Source organism: Kribbella sp. NPDC049584, from assembly GCF_040675555.1.
Lineage (GTDB): Bacteria > Actinomycetota > Actinomycetes > Propionibacteriales > Kribbellaceae > Kribbella.
In genome coordinates this window covers 193,789-206,963 of the sequence record NZ_JBFAPF010000009.1, presented here as the reverse complement: position 1 = coordinate 206,963, position 13,175 = coordinate 193,789, and the positions used below count along the sequence as shown (strand labels likewise).

General features: G+C 69.1%; 15 protein-coding genes and 1 riboswitch. Of the genes, 11 read left to right on the top strand and 4 right to left on the bottom strand.

Going from position 1 to position 13,175, the window contains the following annotated elements:
- Position 1 precedes the first annotated feature (1 nt).
- Both AB0J62_RS28375 and AB0J62_RS28370 read right to left on the bottom strand, forming a co-directional pair.
- Positions 2–1,312 (bottom strand): glycosyltransferase, encoded by a 1,311-nt coding sequence (locus AB0J62_RS28375; RefSeq protein ID WP_363877417.1) that lies wholly within the window; start codon positions 1,310–1,312, stop codon positions 2–4.
- Positions 1,309–3,525 (bottom strand): glycoside hydrolase domain-containing protein, encoded by a 2,217-nt coding sequence (locus AB0J62_RS28370; protein ID WP_363877415.1) that lies wholly within the window; start codon positions 3,523–3,525, stop codon positions 1,309–1,311. The genes AB0J62_RS28375 and AB0J62_RS28370 overlap by 4 nt, the downstream gene beginning before the upstream one ends.
- A 191-nt stretch (positions 3,526–3,716) precedes the next feature.
- Between AB0J62_RS28370 and AB0J62_RS28365 the strand changes: the two genes are divergently transcribed.
- On the top strand, positions 3,717–4,481 hold the full coding sequence (locus tag AB0J62_RS28365; RefSeq protein WP_363877413.1) for a class I SAM-dependent methyltransferase: 765 nt from the start codon (positions 3,717–3,719) through the stop codon (positions 4,479–4,481).
- Here the strand turns inward: AB0J62_RS28365 and AB0J62_RS28360 are convergent.
- Together AB0J62_RS28360 and AB0J62_RS28355 are read right to left on the bottom strand one after the other, a co-directional pair.
- Complete coding sequence (locus tag AB0J62_RS28360; RefSeq protein WP_363877411.1) at positions 4,456–5,652, bottom strand: DUF6596 domain-containing protein; 1,197 nt, start codon at positions 5,650–5,652, stop codon at positions 4,456–4,458. The genes AB0J62_RS28365 and AB0J62_RS28360 overlap by 26 nt on opposite strands.
- Positions 5,649–6,017 (bottom strand): YciI family protein, encoded by a 369-nt coding sequence (locus tag AB0J62_RS28355; protein WP_363877409.1) that lies wholly within the window; start codon positions 6,015–6,017, stop codon positions 5,649–5,651. Before AB0J62_RS28355 ends, AB0J62_RS28360 begins: the two co-directional genes overlap by 4 nt.
- A 199-nt stretch (positions 6,018–6,216) precedes the next feature.
- Here AB0J62_RS28355 and AB0J62_RS28350 point away from each other — a divergent pair, with 199 nt between their 5' ends.
- The 10 genes from AB0J62_RS28350 (at position 6,217) to AB0J62_RS28305 (ending at position 13,029) form a co-directional block, all read left to right on the top strand.
- Positions 6,217–6,813: a CDP-alcohol phosphatidyltransferase family protein gene (locus tag AB0J62_RS28350; RefSeq protein ID WP_350863426.1), complete on the top strand. Its 597-nt coding sequence runs from the start codon at positions 6,217–6,219 to the stop codon at positions 6,811–6,813.
- A 4-nt stretch (positions 6,814–6,817) separates the two neighbouring features.
- Positions 6,818–7,666 carry a DUF881 domain-containing protein gene (locus AB0J62_RS28345; protein WP_363877406.1) on the top strand — a complete coding sequence of 283 codons (849 nt, stop codon included), beginning with the start codon at positions 6,818–6,820 and terminating at the stop codon, positions 7,664–7,666.
- Entirely contained in the window at positions 7,663–7,995 is a 333-nt protein-coding gene (locus AB0J62_RS28340) for a small basic family protein (protein WP_130379362.1), read from the top strand. The genes AB0J62_RS28345 and AB0J62_RS28340 overlap by 4 nt, the downstream gene beginning before the upstream one ends.
- A gap of 1 nt (position 7,996) precedes the next feature.
- Positions 7,997–8,947: a DUF881 domain-containing protein gene (locus AB0J62_RS28335; RefSeq protein WP_363877403.1), complete on the top strand. Its 951-nt coding sequence runs from the start codon at positions 7,997–7,999 to the stop codon at positions 8,945–8,947.
- 30 nt (positions 8,948–8,977) lie between these two features.
- The gene (gcvH, locus tag AB0J62_RS28330; protein WP_134098793.1) at positions 8,978–9,361 is read left to right on the top strand and encodes a glycine cleavage system protein GcvH; all 384 of its coding nucleotides are present in this window, start codon (positions 8,978–8,980) and stop codon (positions 9,359–9,361) included.
- Positions 9,362–9,487: 126 nt separating this feature from the next.
- Positions 9,488–10,024 (top strand): FHA domain-containing protein, encoded by a 537-nt coding sequence (locus AB0J62_RS28325; RefSeq protein WP_134098795.1) that lies wholly within the window; start codon positions 9,488–9,490, stop codon positions 10,022–10,024.
- Positions 10,025–10,082: 58 nt separating this feature from the next.
- Positions 10,083–10,733 carry a MerR family transcriptional regulator gene (locus AB0J62_RS28320; RefSeq protein ID WP_363877400.1) on the top strand — a complete coding sequence of 217 codons (651 nt, stop codon included), beginning with the start codon at positions 10,083–10,085 and terminating at the stop codon, positions 10,731–10,733.
- A 60-nt stretch (positions 10,734–10,793) separates the two neighbouring features.
- Positions 10,794–11,285 (top strand): bifunctional nuclease family protein, encoded by a 492-nt coding sequence (locus AB0J62_RS28315; RefSeq protein ID WP_134098799.1) that lies wholly within the window; start codon positions 10,794–10,796, stop codon positions 11,283–11,285.
- A 317-nt stretch (positions 11,286–11,602) separates the two neighbouring features.
- Positions 11,603–12,109, top strand: coding sequence for a MerR family transcriptional regulator (locus AB0J62_RS28310; RefSeq protein ID WP_233714804.1), 507 nt, complete (start codon positions 11,603–11,605; stop codon positions 12,107–12,109).
- A 26-nt stretch (positions 12,110–12,135) separates the two neighbouring features.
- Positions 12,136–13,029, top strand: coding sequence for a dihydrodipicolinate synthase family protein (locus tag AB0J62_RS28305; protein WP_363877397.1), 894 nt, complete (start codon positions 12,136–12,138; stop codon positions 13,027–13,029).
- 15 nt (positions 13,030–13,044) lie between these two features.
- Positions 13,045–13,134: riboswitch (glycine riboswitch) on the top strand.
- The last annotated feature ends 41 nt before the right edge of the window (positions 13,135–13,175 follow it).

Here is a 13,175-nt window from a genome sequence, read left to right as displayed (position 1 = left end):
CTCAGGCGACGGGGACGGCGGGAGGCGCAGCGAGCGCGAAGAGGCGGTCGAACACCGCCGCTCGATCGAACTGCAACGCGTACACCCGCGCACGCTGCTCGGCGTCCGCCCGCTGTTCGCGGGTCCAGTCGCACACGACCTCGTCAAGCACGCGCCGCAGTGTGGCCGGGTCACGCTGCGGCACCAGCAGGGCCGTATCACCGACCGCCTCGGGTACGCCGCCCGTCGCGCAGGTGATGATCGGCCCGCCGCCGGCGAGAGCCTTCTCGACCAGGGCGATCCCGAACGTCTCCACGAACTCCGGCTGCTCGCGCGTCGGCAGCACGAACGCCGCGCTCCCGGCCATCAGCGCCGGCTTCTCCGCGTCGTCCACGTCGGTCAGCACCCGCACCCGCTCGCCCAGCCCCGCTGCCGCCACCTGCGCCATCACCTCGTCCTCTTGCGGCCCGCGCCCGGCAAGAACCAGCTGCACCCGCTCGGCCGACCGGGATCCGGCGTAGGCGGCGATCAGGTCGTCGACCCCCTTCGCCGAAGCGATCCGGGAGAGGAACAGCACGTACCCGTCTCGCGAAAGGCCGCGCCGGCCGAGAGTTTCGGCGATCCCGTCATCGGTCAGCGAAAGGTAGGACCAGGAGTCGACCGCCGGATAGGAGATGGCGATCCGCTCACGGCATTGCTGCGCGAACGTCGTGCCGTGAATGCCGTCGATGGTCGCCGCCGAGGCCACGATCAGATCCCTGGTGTACGACGACACCGCCACGCAGTGATCAGCCGCCAGGTAGACCGACAGGATGTGCGCGGCCGCGCCGAACCGCCCGGTGTTCACGCACTCGCGCACCACGTTGGTGATATCGGAGCCCACTGCCTCGGCCACGGTGATGACCCGTGCGGGCCCGATCCGCCGCGCCACCTGGACGGCCTCATGTACGGCGATCGCGTGCGGGCTCAGGTAGAGCGACATCGCCACCGTCGGCACCCCGTCGCTGAACAGCTCGACCAGCCGCCCGATGAGCCCGGACAGGTAGCGCCCGTCCGGAACCCGGTAGTCACCCACGGGATCGGGCCGCTCGACGGTGATGCCAGGGCTGTACGGCAGCACGCGATCGAGTGGTTTCAACGGCAGCCCGGCCGCCTCCAGCGCGTCCAGCGGCCAGGTCACGATCCGGACGTCGTCGAACCCGCGGGTGAGCGCCACCTCGGCGAGGCACCGTGCCTCACCGGAGTGCCCGCAGATCACCGGGTCGGCGCGAACGACGATGACCAGGCGGCGGGTGGGTGCGGACGGGACGAGCGTGTCGTCGGCGATGCTCATGCCTCACCTCCAGTTGCGTGCAGCGGGTCGGATGTGGATGGTGGCCTGATCCGGGTGCCCCAGCCGGAGGGCTGCGGGCCGAGCTCGATGTGCAGGTTGCGGATGTGCCGCAGCTCCCGGCCGGAGACCCAGGGGCGTTCGAGGGTCTTGCCGTCCACTGCGATGGACTGGACGTACGAGACCGGTCCACCGGCCTCGACCGGCTCGAATCCTGTTGTGGTGATGGACAGCTCGCCCTCGGGCAGCCGGACCGTCGACTCCGCCACGGCCGGCGTGCTCACCAGGAACATGTTCTGCCCAGCCACCGGGAACAGACCGAGGGTCGCCCACACGTACCACGCCGACAACCCGCCGGAGTCGTCGTTACCTGGCAGCCCGCCCCGGCCGGTGCCGAACTGGTTGGCGATCGCGGCATGCACCACCTCGGCGGTTCGGTCCGGCCGTCCGGCGTAGTGGTAGGACCACGGCGCCTCGTAGTCCGGTTCGTTGTTCAACCCCTCGAACCGGCACAGGCCGTACCCGGCCTCCATCTCGGCCACGCTCGGCGCCACCCCCGGCTGGGTGACCGGTGCGGCGTCGTACCCGAAGAACCGGTCGAGGAGCCCGATAAAAGCCTCGTCGCCGCCCGCGAGCGCGATCCGGGCGCGCATGTCGTGCAGCAACCGGAAGGAGTAGTTCCACCTGCCGCCCTCGTAGAACGTCGAGTCGCGCAGCAGCCCGGTGCCCGGGTCGTACGCCGCCCGCCAGCCCTGGGCAAGGTCGCGCATCTGCCGCGCCAATGGCCGGTCCCGCACCTTGTGGGCGATCGCCGCGGTGCAGTGGTAGGCGTACGCCAGGTCGAGGGTGTGGCTGATCGGGTGTGCCACGCCGTGCACCAGGTAGTCCTCGCCGTACGTCCGGCGCAGGTCCATCTCCAGATGCACCATGGCCCAGTCCCAGTCGATACCCGGCAGATCCAGCTGGCACAGGTCGGCAAGGAAGGTGTGCGCGAGCGCGCTGCCCTGCCGGGAGAACCGGTCGGCGCCCTTGGCCATCCGGTAGCCGATCGGCAGGTTGCCCTCCTGCTCGCAGACCGACAGCAGTGCGCCGGCCAGCGCGACCGAACGCTCGGGGAACAGGGTGGTTATCAGCGGCAGTTGGGTGCGGTAGATGTCCCACATCGTGCAGATGTCGAACGCGTACGGGCCCTCGGTCGTCCACGGGCTCTCGTCCGGGGCGAAACACGGCTTGACCAGCGAATGGTAGAGCGCTGTGCCGAAAACGGTCGCCTGGTCATTGGACTCGGCGTTGATCTCAATCTTGCCGAGGTGGTCGCGCCAGGTGGCTGCCGTGTCGTCGCGCCGCCCGGAGAAGGTGGCCTGGCTGCGGCTGATGTCTGCGTGCAGGTTGTTGCGGGCCGTCTCACAGCCGCGCAGGGAGAACCCCAGACGCACCTCGACGGTCTGCTCGGCGCGCGAGGGGCCTATGAAGATCAGCCCGAACGGCCGCAGTGTGGTCGGCCGGATGTAGTCGAAGTCGAGACGGGTGCCGCCGGGCATCAGGCGCCGGTCGTACCACAGCAACTGCCGCCAGCCAGGGGCGTCGACCTCCAAGTGCACGGCCAGCGGCACGCCCTCGACATGGATCTCGCCCTGAGCGACCCCCGGCTCCAGCATCGCCAGGTGCGCCTTCAACGGCACAGTCTGGCTGTGCGGGATCGCGAGGCCGCCGGTCGAGGCGTCGATGACGATCCGGGCGGCGTCATGCGCCGGGAAGGTGTACCGATGGACGGCCGACTTCGGGCCGACCGTGACTTCGCACCGCACTCCCGAGCTCAGCGTCGCCGCGTAGTAGCCGGGCTCGGCCACCTCGTCCAGCAGGTCCCAAGTGGTGCCCAGGTCATCGAGCGGGCCGAGCATCGGCGTGACCCGGAAGTAGTTGTAGTACTTGCGGATCGCGCCCGTGCCGGACTGCTGGAAGTGGGTGAAGCCGGACGCGACCGGACGGTCGTACAACAGGTCGGGCACGCCCTCGGTGTTGAAGTCGTACAGCCCGTAGCCAGTCGGGTAGGCCCCGGAGTACGGGCAGGCCGACACCATCCCGAACGGGTGCGTGGCACCAGGGTGGGTGTTGCCGACCTGCGGCTTGGGCCACCACCAGGTCGCGGCCAGGCCCTTCGGCGTGGGCAGGTCGGTGGCGCCGGTCCCGATGAACGGGTCGACGTACTCATACATCGGGCCTCACCGCCCATCGCGGCTGATGTGGACTCTCAAGGTAGGAAGCGCATGTTTCAGCCGTGTGTTCGAAGGAAACGGGCAGGTTACGAGCAGGCTGGTCGTGCGCAGCCTGTCTCGCCGAGCGCTGGCCCGTCGGCCGGCAGCAGAAACCGGTGAGCCGCCGGACGGCCCGGACTAGGCTCCGACGCATGACTGAGCTTGCGGCGACGTTCCAGCAGGAAGCGGTAGCGGAGGCCTACCAGCACCGGCCGCCGTACCCGGACGAGGTGTTCGACCGGCTCCTGGCCCTGATCACCGACGAGCCGCGACGCGTACTCGACATCGGCGCCGGTGAAGGCGCGATCGCCCGGCCGCTGGCGCCGCGGGTCGAGCACGTCGACGCGATCGATTTCTCCGCGCCGATGGTCGAAGCCGGCAAGCAGCGCCCCGGCGGCGACCACCCGAACCTCACCTGGCAGGTCAACGCGATCGAGAGCGCCGAGCTCGACGGCCCGTACGCACTGGTGACGGCCGGCGCGAGCATCCACTGGATGCCGTGGGAGGAGACGTTCGCGCGGATCGTCCCGCATCTGACCCCGAACGCGCAGCTCGTCGTCATCGAACACGGGCCTGTCGAGATGCCGTGGTGGGACGGAGTCGTCCGCGCGATCCAGCGGCACTCGCGCAAGAAGGACCACGACCCGAAGTACAGCGTCGTCGAGGCGATCCGCGATCGCGGCCTGCTCGAGCTCAACGGGACGGCGCGGACGGCGCCCGTCACCTATCACCAGAAGGTCGCCGACTACGTCGAGCAGTTCCATTCGACGTCGAGTCTGGCGCGGGACCTGATGACTCCCGAGGAGGCCGCCGATTTCGACGCGACCGTCGAGGAAGCGGTCCGCCCGTACGCCGAGGACGGCGTACTGAAGCTGAAGATCGAGGCTGAGCTCAGCTGGGGCCGGCCGAGAGCTTAGCGGCGCGCGCCTGCAGGTAGCGCTGCTCCGGAAGACTCTGCGTGAGCCGCGCGGCAAGCTCATAAGCCTGTCGCGCGGCAACCTCATCGCCGGAGAGCTCCAGCAGATGAGCACGAACAGCAGCCAACCGATGATGTCCCTGCAAAGCGGCATCCACATCATCAAGCTGCGCCAAGCCCGCAGCCGGGCCGTGCACCATGGCAACCGCGACGATCCGGTTCAGCGTCACCATCGGACCCGGCGCGGTCGACTCGAGGAGTTCGTACAGCATCAGGATCTCGCGCCAGTCCGTGTCCTCGGCCCGTGCCGCCGAGTCGTGGACCGCAGCGATCGCCGCCTGCAACTGATATGGCCCGACCGGCGCCGACTGCAGCGTCGACGTGATCAACTCGGTGCCCTCGGCAATCGCCTCCACGTCCCACAACGTCCGGTCCTGTTCCGGCAACGGCACCAGCGCCCCGTCCGCCGTCGTCCGCGCCGGCCGGCGCGCGTCCGTCAGCAGCATCAACGCGAGCAGCCCGGCCACCTCGCCTTCCGCCGGGAGCTGCGCCCGCAACTGCCGGGTCAGCCGGATCGCCTCGGCACTCAGCTCGACCCGGTGCAGCGACGTACCGGACGACGCCGTGTAGCCCTCGTTGAAGATCAGATACAGCACATGCAGTACGGCGGCCAGCCGCTCGGGCTGCTCCGAGGCCGGCGGCATCGCGAACCGCGCGCCCTGGAGCTTCGCCTTCGCGCGGCTGATCCGCTGCCCGATCGTTGCCTCCGGCACCAGAAATGCCCGGGCGATCTCGCCGGTCGTCAGCCCGCCGACCGCGCGCAGCGTGAGCGCGACCTGCGACTGCGACGTCAGCGCCGGGTGGCAGCACAGCATCAGCAAAGTCAGCGAGTCGTCGACCGACGATGCGGGCTCCGGCTCCGGCGCGACGGCGACTGCCTCTTCCCGCCGCGTCCGCGCCGCCTCACTGCGCAGTACTTCGATCCGCCGCCGCGACGCGACCGTGATCAGCCAGCTGCGCGGATTTGCCGGAACACCCTCACCCGGCCACTGCAGCGACGCAGCGAGGAGAGCCTCTTGTACGGCGTCCTCGCACGCGTCGAAGTCGCCGTACCGGCGGACCAGCGCGGCCAGCACCTGCGGGGCCTGCTCCCGCAGCAGGTCCTCGATCACATGAACGCGCCGAGATCACGGACCGGACGGACCTCCACGACACTGAACGGTGCCTCCGGGATCTGCGCGACGATCTCCACCGCGCGGTCCATCGACTCACAGTCCAGCAGGTAGAAGCCGGCCAACTGCTCCTTCACCTCGGCGAACGGCCCGTCCGTCGTCATCGGCTTGCCGTCGCGGACCAGCACCTGCTTGGTCAGCGCCGGGTCGTCCAGCGACTCCGACGCGACCAGCTCCCCGCGCGCCGCGAGCGCCTCGTGTAGGCCGGCATACCCCGCCATGCCTTCCTTCTTCTGCTCGTCGGACAGCGCGTCCCAGACCGCCCGCGACTCCGGGCTCCCGTAGATCAGCACCAAGAACTTCATGGTCAGCCCTCCCGTTCCAAGGATCACTCTCGGGTATCGATCGGGTCACCGGTTCGCACCAGCCATAGCGGCAGCCGCCCGGCCGCGTTCTGGTGATGAGGGGAAAGTCGGGGCATGCCCCGGCATGGCCGGACGTAAACCTGTCGGGGTGCCCCAGTAGAGTTACGAGCGGTATCCGGGTGAGAGAGGGAGGGGTCGCGTGCCGGACTTGGAAGTGTCCGACCGGGTTTGGACGATCCCGAACGCGCTCAGCTTCCTCAGGTTGCTGGGTGTGCCGCTCTTCCTGTGGCTGGTGCTCGGTCCGAAGGAGGACGGCTGGGCGCTGCTGGTGCTGGCGATCTCCGGATTCACCGACTGGGCCGACGGCCAGATCGCCCGCCGGATGAACCAGACCAGCCGGCTGGGCCAGATGCTCGACCCGGTGGCCGACCGGCTGTACATCTTCGCGACCGTCGTCGGCCTGGCGCTGCGCGACATCATCCCGTGGTGGCTGGCGATCGCGCTGCCGCTGCGCGACGTGCTGCTGACGCTGACCCTGCCGGCCCTGCACCGCCGCGGCTTCAACGCGCTGCCGGTGCACTTCCTCGGCAAGTCCGCCACGTTCTGCCTGCTGTACGCGTTCCCGCTGCTCCTGCTCGGCGACGGCGACTCCACCCTCAACCTGCTCGCCCGCGTGTTCGGCTGGGCGTTCGCAATCTGGGGAACCGGTCTGTACTACTGGGCCGGCGCGCTGTACTTCGCGCAGCTGCGGCACCTTGTCCAGACGGTGAAGCCGATCAAGGACGCGGCCGGGTAGACCCGTGACACAGCAAGCCCCCCAGCAACCGGTGCAGAAGCCCCGGCGCGTCGACGCGTCGATGTCGCTGCTGAACAACCTGATGGCGCACCCGATCGACGAGGGGTACGCCGTCGCCGCCCGGACCCGCCCGAAGGACGGCGCCAAGGCGCTCCGCTCCCGGCACCGGATCATGCTCGTGGCGGCCACGGTCGTGCTCGGGTTCCTGCTCGCGATCGCCGCCTCGCAGAACTACCGCAGCGCGCCGGAGGCCGAGAAGCAGCGCAGCGAGCTGATCGATCGGATCAACCAGGCCGACTCCCGGCTGACCGACCTGCGCAACCACCAGTCCGACCTCGCCGACGAGGTGCGCCGGTTGCAGGCGAGCGGACTGAGCAACGACAGCACCGGCGCGGCGCTGCAGCAGAAGCTCGACGACCTGGAGCTGCAGACCGGAGCGATCTCGGTCGCCGGCCCCGGGCTCAAGGCGGTCATCGACGATGCGAAGAACGCCGACTCCAAAGAGGGCCGGCTGCTCGACGTCGACCTGCAGCAACTGGTCAACGGCCTGTGGACGTCCGGCGCCGAGGCGATCTCGGTGAACGGTCACCGGATCACCTCGCTGACGGCGATCCGCGGCGCGGGCAGTGCGATCACGGTCGACTACAGCTCGCTGACCCCGCCGTACACGGTGCTCGCGATCGGCGACACCGCGACCATGCCGGCCCGGTTCGCGCAGAGCTCGGGCGGCCGCTGGGTGCAGTACCTGGTGAGCAACTTCGATGTCCGGATGACGATCACGACGGAGGACTCCTTGCTGGTGCCGGCCGATGCGACCATCGCGTTGCGCTACGCGAAAGTGGGATCGAGATGATCGCCGTACTCGGACTGGTGATCGGGGTCGTGGTCGGTCTGCTGGTCGCGCCCGATGTGCCGGACTGGGCCCAGCCCTACCTGCCGATCGCGGTCGTGGCCGCGCTCGACGCGGTGTTCGGCGCGCTCCGGGCGTTCCTGGACGGGATCTTCGACGACAAGGTGTTCGTCGTGTCGTTCGTCTCGAACGTGCTGATCGCGGCCCTGATCGTGTACCTGGGCGACCAGCTCGGCGTCGGCTCGCAGCTGTCGACCGGCGTGGTCGTCGTCCTCGGCATCCGCATCTTCACCAACATGGCCGCCATCCGGCGCCACATCTTCCGGGCCTGACATGGCTGACGACAAACCCGGCAAACCCGACAAGCCCGAGCCGGCGACCAAGCCTGAGCAGGCGAAGCCTGAGCAGGCGAAGCCTGAGCCGGTGAAGCCTGAGCCGGTGAAGCCTGAGCCGGTGAAGCCTGAGCCGGTGAAGCCTGAGCAAGCGGCCAAGCCTGAGCCGGTCGAGTCGCCGCAGCCGGTGACGCCGACCCCGATGCCCAAGCCGAAGACGCCCAACCTCGCGCTGCGGCGGCTCAAGGCCGGGTTCAAGCCGTCCCGCGGGCAGGCGATCGTGGCCGTCGTCCTGGCGCTGGTCGCCTGTGTGGCCGTGGTCCAGGTGCGGGTGAACCGGGCCGACGACGGCTACCAGAACGCCCGCCGCGAGGACCTGATCGCGATCCTGGACGGCCTCGGCCAGAACACCCGCCGGCTGGAGAGCGAGATCGCCGACCTGGAGGAGCGGAAGAACTCGCTGTCCTCCAGCGCGGACAAGGCGCAGACGGCGCGCGAGCAGGCCGAGGCCCAGGTCCGCACCCTCGGCATCCTCGCCGGTACGCTGCCCGCGACAGGTCCCGGTGTCCGGATCACGCTGAACGACCCGCAGGGCAAGATGACCTCGAGCAACCTGCTGGACGCGATCGAGGAGTTGCGAGATGCCGGTGCCGAGGCGATCCAGATCAACGGGTTGGTCCGGGTGGTCGCCAGCACCGACTTCGTGGACGACCCACCGGGGATCCTGATCGACGGCCAGAAGGTCAACTCGCCGTACGTGATCGAGGCGATCGGGGATTCGCACAACCTGGCCGAGGCGGCCAACTTCCCCGGCGGCCTGGTCAGCGAGGTGACCGGTCCGCAGGTGGGCGGAACGGCGGAGGTGAACGAGCTGACGACGGTCCCGATCGCCGCCTTGCACGCGCCGCAGGAGCATCGTTACGCTCGCCCGGCGGCCAGCCCGACCAAGTAGCTGTTGTCCTTGAGTGAAAGAGGAACGAAGGTGTACCCCGAAGATCTGAAGTACACAGCCGAGCACGAGTGGCTGAAGGCCGGCAGCGACGGACCGGTGCGGGTCGGCATCACCGACTTCGCCCAGGACCAGCTCGGCGACATCGTGTACGTGCAGCTGCCCGAGGTCGGCAGCACGGTGCGGGCCGGCGACGCCTGTGGTGAGCTGGAGTCGACCAAGAGCGTGAGCGACCTGTTCGCCCCGGTGAACGGCACCGTGACCGCGGTGAACGAGGCGCTCGCCGACCAGCCGGACCTGGTGAACAGCGACCCGTACGGCGAGGGCTGGCTGCTCGACATCGAGGTCGAGGACGCGGCCGAGGTCGCCGCGCTGATGGACGCCGATGCCTATCAAGGACAGCTCGACCAGAGCTGATAGGTTTTGGGGCCTCAACCGCTGGTCGAGGGTTGAGGCCTCTCATCTTGTTCCAGCACGTCACACTGTTCATACGGGGTCTATCGAAAACGTCGCCGGACACCCGGCGATCGGGAGGATCACAGCATGCCGTTCTGCAACCAGTGCGGGCACGAGAACTCCGAGGGCAGCCGGTTCTGCTCGCAGTGCGGAGCGATGCTGCCTGGCGCCGACCGCCCGGCGGCAGCACCGGCGACCCCTCAGCCGACACCGGGCGTCACCGACACCGCGATGCTGACGCCGATCGGCGCCGAGCCGGAGCCGGAGCAGACCGGTGAGCCGCTGTCCGCCGACGACGAGGCCGCTGTCGGCGCACTGCCGGCCGGGTCGGCTCTGCTGATCGTCCAGCGCGGCCCGAACGCGGGCAGCCGGTTCCTGCTCGACGTCGACGTCGTCACCGCGGGACGCCACCCGGACAGCGACATCTTCCTCGACGACGTCACCGTGTCCCGCCGGCACGCGGAGTTCCGCCGCGATCCGTACGGCGTGAAGGTCCGCGACGTCGGCAGCCTCAACGGCACGTACGTCAACCGTGACCGGATCGACGAGGTCCAGCTGAACAACGGCGACGAGGTCCAGATCGGCAAGTACCGGCTGGTGTACTACGCCAGTGGCCAGGCCTGATCCGAGCGCCGCTGATTCCACGGCCGGAGGGCCGGCGGACGGTCGTGGCATCGGTCAGGTGCTGCAGCTGCTGCAGGCCGAGTTCGCCGACGTCACGATCTCCAAGATCCGGTTCCTCGAGGCCGAGGGTCTGGTGACGCCTGCCCGCACGGCGTCGGGGTACCGCAAGTTCAGTGCCGCCGACGTCGAGCGGCTGCGTTACGTGCTGACCGCGCAACGCGACCAGTACCTGCCGCTGAAGGTGATCAAGGAACATCTCGGTGCGATCGACCGCGGCCTGCATCCGGCCGCCGCGGGTCCACCGGTCGCGCCGAGCTCGCTGCCGCAGACACCCGGCCAGCCGGTCGCCGAGGACTTCGCCGATTTCGGTGCCTCGGGCACCGAGCTGCGCTTGACCCGGGACGAGCTGCGGGCCGCCGCCGGTGTCTCCTCGGAGTTGCTCGGTGAGCTGGAGAGCCACGGCCTGGTGGTGGCCAGCGGCAACCACTACACCGGCGACGCGATCGTGATCGCCCAGGTCGCCGCGGAACTTGCCGGGTACGGGCTCGAGCCCCGGCACCTGCGTGCCTTCCGTACGGCGGCCGATCGGGAGGTCGGGCTGATCGAGCAGGTCACCGGCCCGCGCCGTACCGACCAGACCGCGGAGCTGGCCGCCCTGACCGTTCGGCTGCACACCGCACTCGTCCGATCCCGCCTGCCGCGTCCGTGACGGAGTCCACAGCCAACTGCCGGGGCACCTCGGGGCTTCCCCGCGGAGTAGGCTGAAGGTGTGCGCGAAGTCGACGTGGTCGGAGTCCGGGTTGAGATGCCCTCGAGTCAGCCGATCGTGCTGCTGAAAGAGGTCGGCGGAGAGCGGTACCTGCCGATCTGGATCGGGGCCGCAGAGGCCAGTGCGATCGCGTTCGCCCAGCAGGGCATGGAGCCGCCCAGGCCGTTGACCCACGACCTGTTCGCCGAGACCATCCGCGTGCTCGGGCACACGCTCAGCCAGGTCCGGATCGTGAACCTGAACGACGGGGTGTTCGAGGCGATCCTGGTCTTCGACGACAAGACCGAGATCTCCGCGCGGCCGTCGGACTCGATCGCGCTCGCATTGCGTACCGGCACCCCGGTGTTCTGCGCGGAGGAGATCCTGGCCGAGGCCGGGATCCCGGTCCCGGAGAGTGAGGAGGCCGACGACGAGGTGGTGGAGGAAGAGGAGGTCGAGCGGTTCCGGGAGTTCCTCGACCAGGTGACTCCGGAGGACTTCGACAAGAGCTGACACCCGGGGTTTTGGCCCCGAGTGGTACAAGAGCGGCTTGGTAACGATTCGTACGGCGGTCGCGACACGCTCCCGGCTCGGTGCGGTTGTCGTTGACCCGGTTGGGGCGGCGGCTTACCGTGAAGGAGTCGTGGGGTGCTGTCACTCCACGCAGATGGCTCGTTCCAGTCGGTATCCAGGGAGGCTCAGGCGTGACACGCACCGGCGACACGGATCTGACGGCGCAGTCGACGTCCGACGCGCACGCCGAGGCTGTGGCAGCCGCTACGGCCACCGCCGGCGTCCAGGGTCTGCTGTTCGACGACGACCTGCGGCCGATGCCGGAGGATGTCGGGTTCCGCGGCCCGACGGCCTGCGCCGCGGCCGGGATCACCTACCGGCAGCTCGACTACTGGGCGCGGACCGGTCTGGTCTCGCCGTCGGTTCGCCCGGCGACCGGTTCCGGGACGCAGCGGTTGTACGGCTTCCGTGACGTTCTGTTGCTGAAGGTGATCAAGCGGCTGCTCGACGCCGGGATCTCGCTGCAGCAGATCCGGACCGCGATCGCGCACCTGAGCAAGCGTGGGTTCGACGACCTCACCCAGATCACGCTGATGAGCGACGGCGCCTCGGTGTACATGTGCTCCTCGCCCGACGAGGTGATCGATCTGCTGGCCGGCGGCCAGGGCGTGTTCGGTATCGCGCTCGGCGGCGTCTGGCGCGAGGTCGAGGGCTCGCTCTCCGAGCTGCCCACGGAGCGTGCCGATGGTCACGACGAAGGCGACTCCGACGGCCACGCCGGCGATGAGCTCGCCGCCCGCCGTCGCGCGCGGATGACCGGCTGACCGGGTTCTGCCCTTAGATTTGCTCTGTGCGCCCACTCACTGCTGACTCGCTCCGCGGTGTGTGGGCGACTTTGTTGCTGCCGCTGAACGCGGACGACTCGATCGACTTCGCCCGGCTCGAGTCCCAGGTCGCCGTACTCGCGTCCTCCGAGGTGGACGGTCTGTACGCCCACGGGACGGCGGGGGAGTTCCAGACGCTGACCGAGGACGAGTTCGACCGGATCAACTCGGTGCTTGCCGCGGCGGGTAAACCGTTCCAACTCGGGGCCAGCCATCCGTCGGCGCAGGTGCAGCTGTCGCGGGTTGAGCGGGCAGCGAAGTTGGCGCCTGGAGCGATTCAGGTGATCGTCCCCGACTGGCTTCCGCTGAATGCTCGTGAGCTGTTGACCTTCCTCCAGCGAGTGGCAGACGTCGCGGGAGACGTGCCGCTTGTCCTGTACAACCCGCCGCATGCGAAGACGGCTGTGGCGCCGCGGCAGCTGTGTGAGCTCGCCGAGGCGGTGCCGAGTCTGATCGGGCTGAAGACTGCGGGCGGCGACAAGGCATGGTTCGACGAATCGACCAAGTCCGGGCTGGCCATCTTCGTGCCGGGGCACTTCCTGGCGAGTATGTCGTTACTCGGTGCGCAGGGGAGCTACTCGAATGTCGCCGCACTGTCGCCCACCGGCGCCGTACGGACCGGTCATGATCTGGATGTCGAGCGCCGGATCGCGGAATTCTTCGCGGAGCATGTCTCCCCGCTGCAGAAGATCGGGCTGTCGAACCCTGCGCTGGACAAGTTCCTGGCCGCGGTCGGGGACTGGGCCGACGTCGGTACCCGGGTCCGCTGGCCGATGCAGTCCGCGACGGCGGACCAGGTCGAGGCGGCGAAGCCGACCGCCCGGCGACTCCTGCCCGAACTGTTCCCGGATTGCTGGTAGCCTCGTTTCAGCCGCACACAGCACTCGGGAGAGACCCGTGTCATCGGGCGCCGAAGGGGCAATTCCTCCCCGGAACCTCTCAGGCCCATGGACCGAGTGCCACAGGCGACTCTGGAGCGCCAGTTGCTGACCTCAGCACTGTGGGT